A 14,650-nucleotide genomic window follows, 5' to 3' on the forward strand; every position below is an offset into this window, starting at 1 on the left:
CAATTCATCGGAACGCAAGCCCCCTCTTAAAGTTTAGAGACGGCGGCACAGTTTGATAGATACCAGCGCCAGGGGAGATCAACTCCCTGCGTCAATCCAATCCGAGTCGTTTGAATTAAGGACTGTACCCCCCGATCGATCTGCTGTTGAAATGGCGAATCACGATGTTCTAACCATAACGGTTGTCCAGGCTGTAAGGGTAACGCTGTGTGGTTCAGATCAATTTGTAAGGTGCGGCAAAGTTTACCGGGGCCCGCCGCCACGCGATCGAGTTGGGGTCGCTTGGTCAGATCCATCCAGGCTGGAATGCAGTCTAGCTGTAACGCCCGGATTAATACTGCACTGGGAATCCCTTCGCGATCGGTGACAATATTTAAACAGTGATACATTCCGTAAATTAAATACACATAGGTCATCCCCGCCCGACCAAACATCACCCGATTTCTAGCCGTTTGGCGACGATAGGCATGGCAAGCCGGATCACCTGGGGCATAGGCTTCTGTTTCCACAATCAGCCCTCGAATCATCTGACCATCTGGCATCTGCCGCACCAGGGTACAACCGATCAGGTCAGGGGCGACTTGGGTGGAAGGTTGGGATAGCCAGGAGGAGGAGATGGGGGATGGGGGCAAGGGAGATAGGGAGTGGGGAGATAGGGAGTGGGGAGATAGGGAGTGGGGAGAGGACTTGTTTCTCAAACCAGGGAATTGGTAGGATACGGCAAAACTGTTTTACAATGCCTGCAAGTTGGGTTCGCCCATGTGTAGACTGTGTATCATTTTGTAACCTGCTAGTTTGTCCTCAAGAGCCATAAAAAAAATGGATGTCAAATTAATTCTGGTGGTGCTGACAGTTATTTTCACAGTAGCTTGCCTGTTCTTTGGCACTCGGAATGGATTCTACGATTCTGACAATTATCACGGCAATGGATCTGCTCACTAGACCATCGTTCAGGATCGTAATTCATCGTTAACAGCGGGTGATTGGCGATTTGCGTCATTCATAAATAGTCTTTAGAAAGAGATAATTCTCGATCGCGGGATTGCTCCACTAACAACTGTGGGGAATTTTGCGATCGCTATGCTTAAGCAGCAACAGCAACGTGATAGAGCTAGAATGCCTGATTTATGGTGCTGGTCACGCAGATGAAGGAATTTGTCTTCTACTGCGGATTGGACAATATCGCATTCTGCTGGATTGTGGGCTTGCCAACCTGACTCCCTTGATTACTCGTAAAGGCATTCCTCCAGCAGATGTTGTGTTGTGTAGCCATGCCCATGCGGATCATGCCAGGGGCTTATTGCAACTGCATCAAGAATTTCCCAAGCTACCAATTTACGCTAGCGAAGTTACGACTCAATTATTACCGTTTAATTGGCTTGAGACCGTTCCCGATGAACTCCCTGTATTTTGTCAGGCGTTGCCCTGGCGAACTCCAGTCGAGTTTCTGGATGGCTTAACCGCAGAGATCTACCCTGCCGGACATTTGCCCGGAGCGGCAGCCATTCTGTTAACCTACACTCCCACTCCATCGGGAGAGTTAACTCATCGCTCCTATCGCGTGTTTTATACGGGTGACTTTTTTTTGTCTAACTCTCGGTTAGTGGAAGGGTTTCCCTTAGAGGAGTTACGGGGGCTGTCGCCCGATGTGCTGATTATTGAAGGGAGCTACGGTACGGCTCGACATCCCCATCGTCGCCAGCAGGAAAACCAATTCGCCGATCGCATCAATCGGGCACTAGCTAATCAGCAGTCGATTCTATTACCTGCCTCACCCTTAGGACTGGGACAGGAATTGTTAATGCTGCTACGCAGCCATCATTACTTCACAGGCAGAGATATCGATATTTGGGTCGATCGCTCGGTCGCAGCAGGCTGTGATTTATATCTGGATATCCTGCCGCATCTGCCTACCTCTGTCCAAAATTTTGCCCGTCATCAATCGCTGTTCTGGGATGAACGGATTCGTCCCCGAGTGCGCCGCTTTGATCCAGAGTACCCCCCTAACTGGGAAGAGACTCCGGCGATCGTCCTGGTGGATGAAGCCACGGATCTACGCCAGTATTATCACGCTAAACCCGAAAAGTGGTTAGTATTGCTGCCACAGGAGCCGCACCGCTCCCGATTTAAAGCGATGGAAGCCGCTAAGCCAGATCAGCCTGGAACTAAGGGTAAGTCGCAACCGGAGCCGATGCAGGCAACCCCCAGCCCCTTAACGGAAACTTACCTACTAGCTCAACATTGTGATGGGCCGGGAACCACCCAATTAATCCATAATCTGCGTCCGCAGCATGTGGTGTTCGTGCATGGTTCACCCACCTATCTGGCAGATTTAACCGGACTGGAGGAACTGCAACATCGCTATCAACTCCACTCCCCTGCCACTGGGAGTTTGGTAGACCTCCCGATCGGGGAAACCTTCATGCAACCGGCTGCCCCAGAAAGTAATTACGAAGGGGAATTGACGGAATTAGACACAGTGATCACGATTACTCTGCCGAATGCCGTGACCGCCGATCCACGCTGGCAGGCTCTAGCAGATACGGGACTGATTGAGGCTCGCTGGCAGGGGGATGAACTGGTTTTACGGGGATTAACGCAGCGAGAACTGTTGCGGCAGGGTGGCGATCGCTTGTTGGACTGGATGGATGCCAACTCGCCGTTACGCAACTGCTGTGGTAATTGTCGCCATTACCGGGGGCAGCGCTGCTGGAATCCTGCCTCTCCCTTATTTGAATTTAAGGTAACTCCGGAGGGATTCTGTCCGGTGTTTGAGTCGGCACAGATCCTCGAAGAAGGGGAGCCAGACAACGAAAACGAGGAGGAATAGGCGATCGTCCCTTCAGAGGCGGCAAAATTCCCATAGGCACGATCGCGGAAGCAGCTTAGAATGCTGATTGAGTAGTCTTCATGTTACAGAAACAGGTTATGGCAATCAAACGCGGCGATATGGTGCGGGCAGTCAAAGAAAAACTAGAGAATAGCCTGGAAGCCAAAGCCAGTGATGCTCGGTTCCCGTCCTATATCTTTGATACCAAAGGTGAGGTCGTCGATTTAAGTGGTGATTATGCTCTCGTCAAGTTCGGCATTGTTCCCACTCCCAATGTTTGGCTGCGAGTCGATCAACTAGAAGCCTTTAAATAAAAGTTTCAGGCGTTGCTGAATGCAAATATGATTACCCTCATCCCCAACCCTTCTCCCTAAGGAGAAGGGAGCTAGAAGCTTTGTTCCCTCTCCCTCGGAAGAGGGCTGGGGTGTAGCTTGCTTCCCGTAGGGTGGGCAGATCTGATGATTCATCCTTTGATGCAGTAACGCCGAATTGCATCGTAGGGGCGAAGCCTTTGGTTGATCGACCCTGCAAGAATTTCGGAGATTTTTGCCCGAATGCGTTGCCCCTAACCAGGTAACACCCGAACCCGAGCAAATTTTAATCCCGTGACTCCCTGGAGGGGTTCGACGGTGCCATGTTCAATTGGGCTGTCGATCCAGCCTTCGCGCATCAGGTAGCGGAGATATTGCTGGTACTCGTCCCATTCTTCATTAGTCGAATAAACCAGCGTCATCATCCCAGGTTGGGTAATCCGGGTTTGGGTTTGTTCATCGATCGCTTTATCGATCCGCTTTTTGACAATCTCGTAACGGGTATCGCGAGTGCCCCGGACATCGAAGAGTTTTTCGGTGGTTTCGTCGTGGAAGATGTCTACGGTAGAATCCTGCACCAGTACCAGGTGGACAACAGGTAGGGCTAAGCCTTCTTCTGCCTGTAATCGCATCGCCGCCCGAGCACAGTCGCAAATTGCCCGCAGTTGTTCGTAGCGTAGACTCCGGAGTTGAAAGCTGCCGAACTTGGGATCGATCGAGTCGCCAGCGTAGATCATGTGATCAATCCCATCTGTCGTCTCGATATCGCAGTAATGGGGGCTGACCTGTTGCATTCGCGCCTGCCAGCGTTCCCAGGTTTCGCGCAGAATGGCGTTAATTCGCCCGATCGTTTGATCGTAATTCGCCCGAGCTTGATATACACACTGGTGATCATTAGCACAGGCAAATTGATAGGTCGCGATCGCCGTTACTGCCGCTTCACCACATTGCTTAAAGTAATCAAAATACACCTCTAGATGGTGGCGCAGATAGCGCAGTTCTGAAACCTCGGCATCTACCGTCAGGCGCTCTTGCAAATTCTGAATCCGTTCCAGCAAATCTAACCGCAATTGTTCGCCTAAAGCGCTCTCCTGTCCCTGGCAGGCAGCTTCAACAACGGCTAAACCCAAATTTAACTGTTCGAGCAGATCGGCTTGAATCGCCCGATTTCGTTCCTCGGACGACCCCCGAATATCCGAAATGCCGTAGAGCGGGTAGACATTGGTAAAGACGATCGGTTCGGCAGGTAATCCCAAACTGCGGCGTTCGGCTTCCTCCAGAAATTTCCATTCCACCGCCGGATGGATATTGGTGATAAACCGTTGTTGTACCAGTTGCCGTTGCGCCGAGGTCAGGGCACTGGTAAAGGCAGGAATTAGTTGTTCAGCCCAGCGACAATCCAGGGCATCAAAATTATTCGGTTGATCGCTAACGACTCCCACTAATCCCATGACTTGCGTATGGGGCGCATGAGTTCCCATCCCACCGACCTGCGACACCAAAGGAATCAGTAACAGCGATCGCACTCCTAGCTCCAGCATGTGTTTACCACAGTCGGTTCCTGCCTCCTGGGTCAGATCGGTGACAGGAATAACGCGATTCGTGGCGATCGCCTGCATCAGCGACGACCCTTGTAAGGATGACAAGGGGTAGGAAGTCGTTTCTAGCTCGCGTCCCACTGACCCCATGAATAGCCGAATTTCATCGGATTCAATACTGGCAATCACCGTATTCCAGGCTCGAAACAGCGATCGCATCTGACGATTGACCTGCCGAAACTTGCGAGGATGCAGGATGGAATCGCGATCGATTAACAGTTGGGTAATCCGCCGAATGGTTTCCTGGGGAGTGACATCCAACCCCTCTAGCAGCAGTTGCCCCTCAATCTCGTAGTTCTCCAGACACAGCCGTTGTTCTAATGCCTGAAGCTGATCTAGATTGGCTAACTGGTTGGCAACCACCTCCTGCGACAGATAACCCAGTTGTAAATCGGCAAACTCATCCAGGTTGGGATCGCATCGGCGGATCTGTAACTGCTCGGAACGCAACCAAAACTCGATGTAGCGCGTCTCGCGAAACAAGGGACTCCGCATTGCCACCATGACCGGAGCCTCTAGTAATCGACAACTATGGGCATCGATCTGATAAAAATCGCGCAGTACCAGGTGCAAAATATGCCGACGATAGAGACTCTGAACCGCCTGATGATCCGCCTCCGATGCCAGCCGACTCAGAACTGCCGCCAACGCGATCGCGGGACAATTGTGCTGCTCATCCCGTTCCGGTAAACCCAAAAATTCATAAAAATAATCATTGGCATACCGCACCGTTAGGGTGGTTGGTTCCACGACTGCCATCAATAGCCGACTACAGCGTTGAATGTAGTTTAACCAGTTCAGTTGTTCTGCCCAGAACTGGATTTGCTGAAGTTCCGGCGATCGCGGTAACTGAGCCGCCAAGTCCAGCAAGCTCTGATTGAGTTCAAGATCCTCTGGCATATCTCCGGCGGTAACAGGCTGAGACGACCTTAAGAACGAGCGCTGGTTGGTTTGGGAATGAAATACTGACTCAGACATTGGCATAGGGCAAATTCCCTAAAGCTTTTTTGACGATCGGAACGAAAATTACCCCCTATTGTTCCTCGTTTGTTCCACTAAACAGACTGACTGAGGTACAGATTATCAGTTGTCAACTATCCCGCATAGGTAGGAATACGAATCGGATATCCGGAACAATAGATTTGCCAGCCCTGAATAATAGCGTCATCGATCCGCTAGTTTACCGACTTCAGGGTTTTTCTCCAACGATCAGAAAAATTTACATCTCTGATGTTTAATCTTGCTGATCCAGTGACCAAGGTTCCGGAAGCGCTAATCTGTAAATAGACAAAACTTAAACTTCCATCCCGGTTGCCATTAGGCAGCGTATGGATCGCTGAACGCTAGAGAATTCCGAAGCAGAACGTATGTTTGAAGCACTGTCCGATCGCCTGGAATCTGCCTGGAAAAAGCTGCGAGGTCAAGACAAGATCTCGGAGAGCAATATTAAGGAAGCGGTACGAGAAGTCCGACGGGCTTTGCTGGAGGCAGATGTCAACCTCCAGGTCGTGAAAGACTTTGTGGCGGAAGTGGAAACCACGGCACAAGGGGCTTCTGTAATCGCCGGAGTTAGCCCTGCCCAACAGTTCATTGAGATTGTTTACAACGAACTGGTTAAGGTAATGGGGGAAACGAATATCCCCCTGGCGGAGGTGAAACCTGCCCCGACGATCGTCTTAATGGCAGGGTTACAGGGAACTGGGAAAACTACGGCAACCGCCAAACTAGCTCTCCATCTGCGGAAAGAAAAGCGCAGCACGTTATTGGTGGCAACGGATGTGTATCGTCCCGCCGCGATCGATCAGTTAATTACTCTGGGTCGGCAGATCGATGTGCCAGTTTTTGAATTGGGTAAAGATGCCAATCCGGTAGAGATTGCGCGGCAAGGGGTGGAAAAAGCCAAAGCCGATGGCATTGATACCGTGATTATTGACACGGCAGGTCGGTTGCAGATTGACCAGGACATGATGGCGGAACTGGCTCAAATCAAGGAAACAGTGCAGCCCCACGAAGTTCTGCTGGTGGTCGATGCCATGACCGGTCAGGAGGCGGCGAACCTGACTCGCACCTTCCATGAGCAGATTGGCATCACGGGGGCAATCCTGACCAAGATGGATGGCGACACCCGTGGCGGGGCGGCTTTATCAGTCCGGCGGATTTCGGGACAACCGATCAAGTTTATTGGCACAGGGGAAAAGGTGGAAGCGCTGCAACCCTTCTACCCCGATCGCATGGCATCCCGGATTTTAGGCATGGGCGATGTCCTGACCCTGGTGGAAAAAGCCCGGGAAGAAGTTGATTTTGCTGAAGCCGAGAAAATGCAGGAGAAGATCCTCTCCGCCAAATTCGACTTCACGGACTTTCTCAAGCAAACTCGTTTACTCAAAACGATGGGTTCCCTCGGCGGCATCATGAAGATGATCCCCGGTATGGGCAAAATCAGCAGTGAACAACTGGAAAAAGGCGAGTCGGAACTGAAAAAAGCCGAGTCGATGATTGGCTCCATGACGATCGAGGAACGCAAAAATCCCGATCTGTTATCGAGTTCGCCCAGTCGTCGTCGCCGGATTGCCAAAGGTTCCGGTTATGCCGAGACGGATGTGGCCGAACTGGTCAGCAAGTTCCAACAAATGCGGAACATGATGCAACAGTTAGGACAGGGCAACTTTCCGGGAATGCCGGGAATGGGGATGCCAGGAATGGGAATGCCGGGAATGGGGAATCCCTATGGAGGTGGTGCCCAACCCGGTTGGCGCGGGTATCCAGGGGGGGCGGCTCCGGGTAAGAAGAAAAAGAAAGAGAAGAAAAAGAAGGGGTTTGGGACGCTGTAGCCTCAATCGGACGCTGGGGCAGGTCGGGAAGATGGGGGAGAAGATGACCTCAAACTCTCGATCGCTCTCGTGATCCGTGATATGATAGGTAGTCCATGAAATTTTTTCTTTAGCGAGCCGCTACTCCAATAGCGAATCGCTGCTCATTACCAGGAAACACACCGAACGTCAGCATGATCAAACTGCGATTGAAGCGATTGGGCAAGAAGCGTGAAGCGAGTTACCGGATTGTGGCAATGAATAGCCGCGATCGCCGCGATGGTCGGCCTCTAGAGGAACTTGGCTTCTACAACCCCCGGAAAGATGAAGTCCGTCTGGATGTTCCCGCGATCGTCAAGCGGTTGCAGGAAGGCGCACAACCTACCGAAACGGTGCGGAGTATCCTACAAAAAGCTAACGTTTTTGAACAACTCAATGCCTGAACCTGTGGCTCCTAACTACGAAGGACTGATCCGATTCTTAATCCAACCCTTTCTGGAATCACCAGAGTCGTTAAAAGTAGACTGTGAAGTATCCCAGAACCGATCGCGGGTATGGGTGCGGCTTGCCTTTGAGGGCAGTGATAAAGGACGGGTATATGGTCGGGGTGGACGCAATATCCAGGCGATTAAAACCGTTCTAGAGGCTGTAGCTCGCACAGCAGGGCATTCTGCCCATCTGGATGTGTATGGCAGTGCCCCCCATAGTCGCGAGGGTGGTTCTGAGCGAGGTGGGGACTCTCGTGATGCTCATCATCATGGTGGTAGTAGACCTTCTCGCCGTCCCAGTCCTAAAGGAGCTTCCAGGTAGACTGCATGGCAGATTCATTGACCATTCAGTTGCCCAGTATTGATAGCGCGATCGCTCTAGCGGGAGAACGAGAGGAAAACCTGAAAGTGTTATCGCGCCAAACTGGTGCAACGGTGGTTCTGCGAGGTCAAGAATTACTGATTTCGGGAACTGAGAACCAGGTGGATCTCTGCGATCGCCTGGTTCAAGCTTTGGCAGATTTCTGGCGACAGGGTAGGGCAATCACTGGGGTAGATATTATGACTGCCCGCCATGCCCTGGACACCCAACGGCAGGATGAACTGCAAGATTTACAGCAAGATGTCTTAGCGCGAACTCGGCGGGGTGAAGAAATCCGGGCAAAGACGTTTCGCCAACGCCAGTATATTCAGGCGGTTCGTAGCCATGATCTAACCTTTTGTATCGGGCCAGCAGGTACGGGAAAAACATTTCTCGCGGCGGTGTTGGCTGTACAGGCGTTGCTGTCGAATCAATACGAGCGGCTGATTTTAACCCGTCCGGCGGTGGAAGCGGGGGAACGATTGGGCTTTTTGCCAGGGGATCTTCAGCAGAAGGTGAACCCCTATTTGCGACCACTCTACGATGCGCTGTACGAGTTTATTGATCCCGAAAAAATTCCTAGTTTGATGGAACGGGGGGTAATTGAGGTGGCTCCGATCGCCTATATGCGGGGACGAACCCTGAATAATGCCTTTGTGATTCTGGATGAGGCACAAAATACCACTCCGGCACAAATGAAAATGATCCTGACCCGATTGGGCTTTCGATCGCGGATGGTGGTGACGGGCGATTTAACCCAAACCGATTTACCCACTCATCAATCTTCGGGTTTGGCGGTTGCTCAACGGATTCTTCAATCTGTTGAAGGGATTGCTTTCTGTCATTTATCGAAGGCAGATGTGGTACGGCATCCATTAGTCCAACGAATTGTCGCTGCTTACGAACATTACGAAGACGCTTGAGCAGTCCGGGCTGCTCTCCAGAATTTTGTTAGGGGTTTCCGGACTGCATCCTCCCGACCCGATCGGATTTCCGGATTGTGGCACTCAGCCCATGATGATCCTGACAGCCTGAGGAAGCATGAAAATTTCTCCGGCGGTTGGCTTAATGCTAGGTTATTGACGGCAAGCACCATTGTCCCCAGTGTCATGTGTCACTTCAGTATTCTATGAACCCCAAAACTTTTTCCCCGACGGCGGCTCAAATTACGCAAACCCAGCAAGCGATCGCGGCTTACGTTCAGCAGATTGATGCGAATCCAGAGCGGCGGGAGGGAGCCTATCCATACGCCCTGTTGCATCAACCGGGACAGCCGATTTATGGGACGGTGATGATGTTTCATGGCTTTAGTGCCAAACCCCATCAACTGTGGCGGTTAGCGGATTATCTGTTTCGGAATGGCTTTAATGTTTATCAACCCGCGATCGCGGGGCATGTTTACCTCAATCCGGCGCGAACCTGGCCGCAGATCGATCTAAAACCGGAAATTGCCCAGCCATTAAAGGCTAAGGTCAAGCAGGATCCGGTACTGCAAAACTACTTTGCGAATTTGCAGCATAGTTCGGGAGAGTTCACCCGTCCGAATCGAGTGCAGCAAATCGCCTTAATGGCTCGGTTGGTGGCGATCGAACCCCGGCTATTAGAGATTGTGCAAGCGATCGAAACTCCCCATGATCCTAATTTTGACCGTTATTTTATTTCCTCCCATCTGGACTACCTGACCAATGCCCAGGCTCGGTTGGCGGAGTTAGAAGCCATGCCGGGACCCGTGTTTACAGTGGGGTTATCGGTCGGGGGGGCGGTGGCATTAGCGTTAGCGGCTAGTCGTCCCGATCGCATCCAGCAAGCGGTGGCCTATGCGCCTCTATTGCGAATTTATGGTGACGATCGGCGGCGTTACGTGAATTTAGCAGGTCCCTTAGATATCAGTGAATCGGGTTGGGATCCGGATCTACGGTTTCCCGTGGGAGCCTTAACGGCAGTCGATCGCTTCGGTAGTACCGTAGTGTTAAGTCCTCAATCTCTGGAAACGTTGCAAACCCTACCGACCTTTGTAGTGCTGACCGAAAACGAAGATGCGGCGGACATTAAAACGAATCAGGACTTTTTCTCTAAGATTGGGGGTAAAGCCAATGGGCATCAGTATCATTTCTACCCTGCCAGTGATTTAGTGCCCCATCCGATGGTTGACCCTACGGAAGTTAGCCAGGGGATGAGTAATCGGTTCTGGCAAAGTCTGTATCAAGAGACGTTCCGCTTTTTAACGACGGGGCAGGTCGATCGCGATAATTTGAGTAACCTGGATCAGAGTGTGGATTTACCGCCTGTGCCAGCAGTCCTTTAGGTGGGGGAGATAGAGGAGGTAAGGAAGATAGGAGAGATCAAAAAATCAAAATTCGCTGATCTTTTCTATCTCCTTTGCTATCGTGATGCCTAGCGGATTCCGGCATTCAGGAGGTAATAAGCATGGTGAATCTGTGGCAAAAATCTGGTTGGGCAGTATGGCTGCTAATGGCGATCGCGGTTTCAGCGGGAGTAACGGGTTGCTCTGGAACAACTAATCCCAATGGCAGTGACAGTGCGGATCAGGTAACGCAAACCTTAGGGGAAACCGTTCAACCCTATTCGGCAAAGGTACTGTCTAAAAATACCTTAGAGCTACTTAGCCACCCCAATAAGGATCAGGGGTATGAGGTGGCTAAGGTGAAACGGGATGAATTGGTTACGGTCAGCCGTTCCTATAAGGATCGCAGTGGTAAGGTTTGGGTGTTTATCACGGGTGCTAGGGGTCAGGAGGGATGGATTAATTCCCAACGTTTAACTCGTACCTAGCCAGGTTGGCTCAACCGTTGATAGACGGTAGCCAGCGCCGACGCATCTCCCACGTTACCGGGAAACAAGACGACGGGCAGATCCGGAAACTGGGGATGATCCGCCGGGGTGCGTACCATCGAAACTCCGGGGATGACCTGACCCAGTAACCGAGCCGTTCTCAGCGCCAGTCCGGTACTGAGGGTGTCGTTCGAGGTAATCCCTCCTTTACTGATCAGAAATCCAATATCCGACGGTAGTTGGCGCAGGATGTCCATTAACAAACCGGAAACGGCTTCACCAAAATCTAACCGGGTTTGGGCATCCTCAAACGTTAACTCCTGCCGACTGGTATAGATCACTGGAGTTTTTCCATCTGCATGGATTTGATTGACTTGCTGGCTAATGTCCTGCAAAAGTTGCGATCGCGGGTCACTGGATTGATCTAATAACCGCGCCACTTCGACTTCGACTCCGATGATTCCGGGTTGTTGTAATAATTCCGTTAACTGTTCAGTGGTCTTTTTGACATGGGAACCAATGATGACGGCTCCCGGTTTCCCTGCCCGGACATATTTCGCCATTGCTTCTGGCGCGATCGGCTGCGGTGGCAGGGCAGCTAAGGCGGTCAACAAACTGGCGGCACTGCGGAAGAGAAAACGTTTGCCCTGAGCGGCGGCAGCTAAAATATCCATCGCAAATTGATTTAAATCCGCCTGGGTTTCGGCATCAACCACACCACAAACATTGTCGTGCAACTGCATTAAGCGATCGCGCACCCCCGCCCGAATGTCTGCTAGTAGGAAGCGTTCAACGCGATCGGTCGGAATGCGACCCTGGGTTTTTTCAGCCACATAATCGGGTAAATAGCTGTAGCTGTAGCCAAAAACGGAATCTTTGGCAAACTCAGTTTGATGCACTGGAGTATCCACTCCATTGACCTTCAGGTAATGCACACTATCACGGGTGGTGCGTCCCCCTTCAAAAAACGCGGGTGTGAGGAAATGGGCATCAAAGCCACCGAGTTCTGCCGCAATCACATCGGTTTCGATCGGATAATGTCCTCGTAAAGTAGAGTCCGATCGACTGACTACCAAAAAGTCATGAATGTTTTCTGCCGCGATCGCGGCTTTTAAGTTGTGACAAACTTCCTGGGTCACGGCAGCCGCTTTTTCGGGAGTCAGAGCGCGGGTATTCGTCAGCACAAAGAAAATTGGTGCCTCATCAGCTAACCCCAATCGCAGCGTATCGACATCCCACTGCATTAACAACAGACAGCTATGGACGGTTTGGGAGCCCGTGGGGTCATCATCCAGAACAATTATTTTGGGGTTACTGGTCATAATCAGGCGAGGAAACATTGGGTAAACCTGTGATCATTATGCCGTTAAGGACGATCGCTCCTGGTAACAATTCCGCCGTAGCCCCAGGTTATAGATAAGATTGAGACAATAACGAACGGGTTGCCTCTGCCCAGGCTCAGGAGGTTGAGTCGATTCAGAGAGGGTTTCCTTGATTGCTCAGGTACTTCGTCAAACGCTATCAAGATGGCAAAAAGGGTCGTTATCTGGAGTTTCGATCGACATTAAAACCATTGTGCTGGCTGGAGTGGGCATCGTCGGGATACTGCTGGGCATTCGTCATATTGGTGGCTTAGAAGGGAGCGAACTGGCAATCTATGATCAGATGGTGCGACTGCGATCGGATGCTCCTCCTGATCCGCGCTTACTCATTGTCACGATTACCGATGCCGATATCCGAGCCAAACGCCGTTGGCCCTTGTCCGATCGCACTCTAGCAAAGGTGTTAAAGCAGCTTCAGCAATATCAGCCACGGGCGATCGGACTGGATTTATTCCGCGATATTCCGAACGAACCGGGGTATGCAGAGTTAGTGCCTGAACTGAAACGTCCCAATGTGATTGCGATTAATTACATTGGCAATACATCGGAGGATGCCATTCCTGGGCCACCCGTTATGCCCAAGTTGCAGATTGGGTTTAGCGAAGTTGTCACCGATCCCGATGGTAAAATCCGCCGCAATCTAATGTTTGCCTCCGATGGGCAGGAAACCCTCACCTCATTCTCGCTACGCTTGGCAATGCTGTATCTCCGCGATCCGGGACGGGTAACGCCGAATGATCAACTCCAGTTAGGCAATACAGTGTTTCCCCGCTTACGATCGCACTCAGGCGGCTATCAAACGATCGACGATCGGGGCTATCAGATTTTGCTCAATTACCGTTCTGGCGGAAGTCCGGCGCAAACTGTCACTCTCACCCAGGTATTGAATGGAGACTTCCAACCAGAGTGGGTGCAGGATCGGATTGTGTTAATTGGGGTGACGGCAATTAGCTTAAAGGATTTGTTTTTCACCCCCTATAGTGCCGCCGCTACTGAAAACCGCACGATGCCGGGAGTGATGATCCATGCTCAACAAGTGAGTCAAGTTTTGGCGGCTGTGCTCGATCAGCGTCCCCTGTTTCGCTTTTGGTCAGAAGGTGCAGAAATTTTATGGATTATCGGCTGGGCAGCGATCGGGGGGGGAATTGCCTGGAGAGTGCGGTATCCGGTCGTGCTGATTGTTCTGGAAGGTAGTTTACTCCTGATGCTATTTGGGGTTGGATTCTATCTGTTTAATCACCAGATCTGGATCCCGATCGCAACTCCCGCCGTTGCGGCGATCGCTACCGGCAGTTTTACGATCGCTTACCAGATGCAGCAAGCACATCAGCAACGCCAAATTGTGATGAAACTATTGGGGCAACAAACATCACCCGAGGTCGCCGCTGCCCTATGGAACTCGCGCGATCGCTTGTTGCAATCGGGGATGTTGGCAGGACAAAGCTTGACCGTCACGGTAATGTTTGCCGACATCAAAAGCTTCAGCACCATTTCAGAGCAGCGATCGCCAGACCAGGTACTGCACTGGTTAAATGAGTACATGCGAACCATGACTCAGACCGTCCGTACCTATGATGGGATTATTAACAAGTTCCTGGGAGATGGACTGATGGCGGTATTCGGTGTGCCACTACCCCGCACCACCTGGGCAGAGGTGGCAGCAGATGCCCAACGAGCGGTTGCCTGTGCAGTGACGATGGGCGATCGCTTACAAGCCTTGAATCGAGATTGGCAGGAACGCGGCTTGCCGGTTGTGAGTATGCGGGTGGGCATCTTTACTGGACCAGTGATGGCAGGAAGTTTGGGGGGTAAAGATCGGCTGGAATATGCGGTGATTGGGGATAGTGTCAATATTGCCTCCCGGCTGGAAAGCTGCGAAAAAGATCGGCAACCTGACCACTGCCGGATTTTGATTGCGCGGCAGACGCTAGAGTATTTAGCCGATCGCTTTCAGGTAGAGTCCTGGGGTAGTCTGCAATTGCGCGGTAAACAACGAACTGTCGAGGTCTATCGAGTTCTGGGACAGAATGAGTAGGGAGTGGGGAGTGGGGAGTGGGGCTGTCTCTTATACACATCT

Annotated in this window: 12 protein-coding genes; 9 read left to right on the top strand and 3 right to left on the bottom strand. The window is 51.6% G+C overall.

Going from position 1 to position 14,650, the window contains the following annotated elements; genetic code table 11:
* Nucleotides 1–26 precede the first annotated feature (26 nt).
* Entirely contained in the window at nt 27–698 is a 672-nt protein-coding gene (locus tag ACN4EK_RS22555; RefSeq protein WP_431660554.1) for a DNA-3-methyladenine glycosylase, read from the bottom strand.
* Between the two features lie 404 nt (nt 699–1,102).
* Between ACN4EK_RS22555 and ACN4EK_RS22560 the strand changes: the two genes are divergently transcribed.
* Both ACN4EK_RS22560 and ndhO read left to right on the top strand, forming a co-directional pair.
* Nucleotides 1,103–2,830, top strand: a complete 1,728-nt coding sequence (locus ACN4EK_RS22560; RefSeq protein ID WP_431660555.1) for an MBL fold metallo-hydrolase — start codon at nt 1,103–1,105, stop codon at nt 2,828–2,830.
* Between the two features lie 80 nt (nt 2,831–2,910).
* Nucleotides 2,911–3,144 carry an NAD(P)H-quinone oxidoreductase subunit O gene (gene ndhO / locus ACN4EK_RS22565; protein ID WP_431660556.1) on the top strand — a complete coding sequence of 78 codons (234 nt, stop codon included), beginning with the start codon at nt 2,911–2,913 and terminating at the stop codon, nt 3,142–3,144.
* A gap of 251 nt (nt 3,145–3,395) precedes the next feature.
* Here the strand turns inward: ndhO and ACN4EK_RS22570 are convergent, their stop codons facing one another.
* Nucleotides 3,396–5,723: a GAF domain-containing protein gene (locus ACN4EK_RS22570; protein ID WP_431660557.1), complete on the bottom strand. Its 2,328-nt coding sequence runs from the start codon at nt 5,721–5,723 to the stop codon at nt 3,396–3,398.
* 383 nt (nt 5,724–6,106) lie between these two features.
* Between ACN4EK_RS22570 and ffh the strand changes: the two genes are divergently transcribed.
* The 6 genes from ffh (at nt 6,107) to ACN4EK_RS22600 (ending at nt 11,191) form a co-directional block, all read left to right on the top strand.
* Nucleotides 6,107–7,570 carry a signal recognition particle protein gene (gene ffh, locus ACN4EK_RS22575; protein WP_431660558.1) on the top strand — a complete coding sequence of 488 codons (1,464 nt, stop codon included), beginning with the start codon at nt 6,107–6,109 and terminating at the stop codon, nt 7,568–7,570.
* A 173-nt stretch (nt 7,571–7,743) separates the two neighbouring features.
* Nucleotides 7,744–7,992 carry a 30S ribosomal protein S16 gene (rpsP, locus tag ACN4EK_RS22580; RefSeq protein ID WP_431660559.1) on the top strand — a complete coding sequence of 83 codons (249 nt, stop codon included), beginning with the start codon at nt 7,744–7,746 and terminating at the stop codon, nt 7,990–7,992.
* Complete coding sequence (locus ACN4EK_RS22585) at nt 7,985–8,359, top strand: KH domain-containing protein (protein ID WP_431660560.1); 375 nt, start codon at nt 7,985–7,987, stop codon at nt 8,357–8,359. The genes rpsP and ACN4EK_RS22585 overlap by 8 nt, the downstream gene beginning before the upstream one ends.
* 5 nt (nt 8,360–8,364) lie before the next feature.
* A complete protein-coding gene (locus ACN4EK_RS22590; RefSeq protein WP_431660561.1) occupies nt 8,365–9,321 on the top strand; it encodes a PhoH family protein in 957 nt (318 codons plus the stop codon).
* 206 nt (nt 9,322–9,527) lie between these two features.
* Nucleotides 9,528–10,703, top strand: a complete 1,176-nt coding sequence (locus ACN4EK_RS22595) for an alpha/beta hydrolase (protein ID WP_431660562.1) — start codon at nt 9,528–9,530, stop codon at nt 10,701–10,703.
* A 122-nt stretch (nt 10,704–10,825) separates the two neighbouring features.
* Nucleotides 10,826–11,191: a hypothetical protein gene (locus ACN4EK_RS22600; protein ID WP_431660563.1), complete on the top strand. Its 366-nt coding sequence runs from the start codon at nt 10,826–10,828 to the stop codon at nt 11,189–11,191.
* Here ACN4EK_RS22600 and ACN4EK_RS22605 read toward each other — a convergent pair.
* Nucleotides 11,188–12,531: a four-carbon acid sugar kinase family protein gene (locus ACN4EK_RS22605; protein WP_431660564.1), complete on the bottom strand. Its 1,344-nt coding sequence runs from the start codon at nt 12,529–12,531 to the stop codon at nt 11,188–11,190. The two genes, ACN4EK_RS22600 and ACN4EK_RS22605, sit on opposite strands and share 4 nt — an antisense overlap.
* 151 nt (nt 12,532–12,682) lie before the next feature.
* On the opposite strand from ACN4EK_RS22605, the gene ACN4EK_RS22610 reads away from it, so the two are divergent.
* On the top strand, nt 12,683–14,608 hold the full coding sequence (locus ACN4EK_RS22610; RefSeq protein WP_431660565.1) for a CHASE2 domain-containing protein: 1,926 nt from the start codon (nt 12,683–12,685) through the stop codon (nt 14,606–14,608).
* Nucleotides 14,609–14,650 lie beyond the last annotated feature (42 nt).

It is taken from the genome of Pantanalinema rosaneae CENA516, assembly GCF_050753385.1.
GTDB classification, from domain to species: Bacteria; Cyanobacteriota; Cyanobacteriia; order Leptolyngbyales; family Leptolyngbyaceae; genus Pantanalinema; species Pantanalinema rosaneae.

Bases quoted from the DNA above. Each gene is read 5' to 3' on its own strand.
- ndhO (WP_431660556.1), top strand. From the start codon at position 2,911: ATGTTACAGAAACAGGTTATGGCAATCAAACGCGGCGATATGGTGCGG.
- ffh (WP_431660558.1), top strand. From the start codon at position 6,107: ATGTTTGAAGCACTGTCCGATCGCCTGGAATCTGCCTGGAAAAAGCTG.
- ACN4EK_RS22570 (WP_431660557.1), bottom strand. From the start codon at position 5,723: ATGCCAATGTCTGAGTCAGTATTTCATTCCCAAACCAACCAGCGCTCG.
- ACN4EK_RS22605 (WP_431660564.1), bottom strand. From the start codon at position 12,531: ATGTTTCCTCGCCTGATTATGACCAGTAACCCCAAAATAATTGTTCTG.
- rpsP (WP_431660559.1), top strand. From the start codon at position 7,744: ATGATCAAACTGCGATTGAAGCGATTGGGCAAGAAGCGTGAAGCGAGT.
- ACN4EK_RS22585 (WP_431660560.1), top strand. From the start codon at position 7,985: ATGCCTGAACCTGTGGCTCCTAACTACGAAGGACTGATCCGATTCTTA.
- ACN4EK_RS22590 (WP_431660561.1), top strand. From the start codon at position 8,365: ATGGCAGATTCATTGACCATTCAGTTGCCCAGTATTGATAGCGCGATC.
- ACN4EK_RS22600 (WP_431660563.1), top strand. From the start codon at position 10,826: ATGGTGAATCTGTGGCAAAAATCTGGTTGGGCAGTATGGCTGCTAATG.
- ACN4EK_RS22595 (WP_431660562.1), top strand. From the start codon at position 9,528: ATGAACCCCAAAACTTTTTCCCCGACGGCGGCTCAAATTACGCAAACC.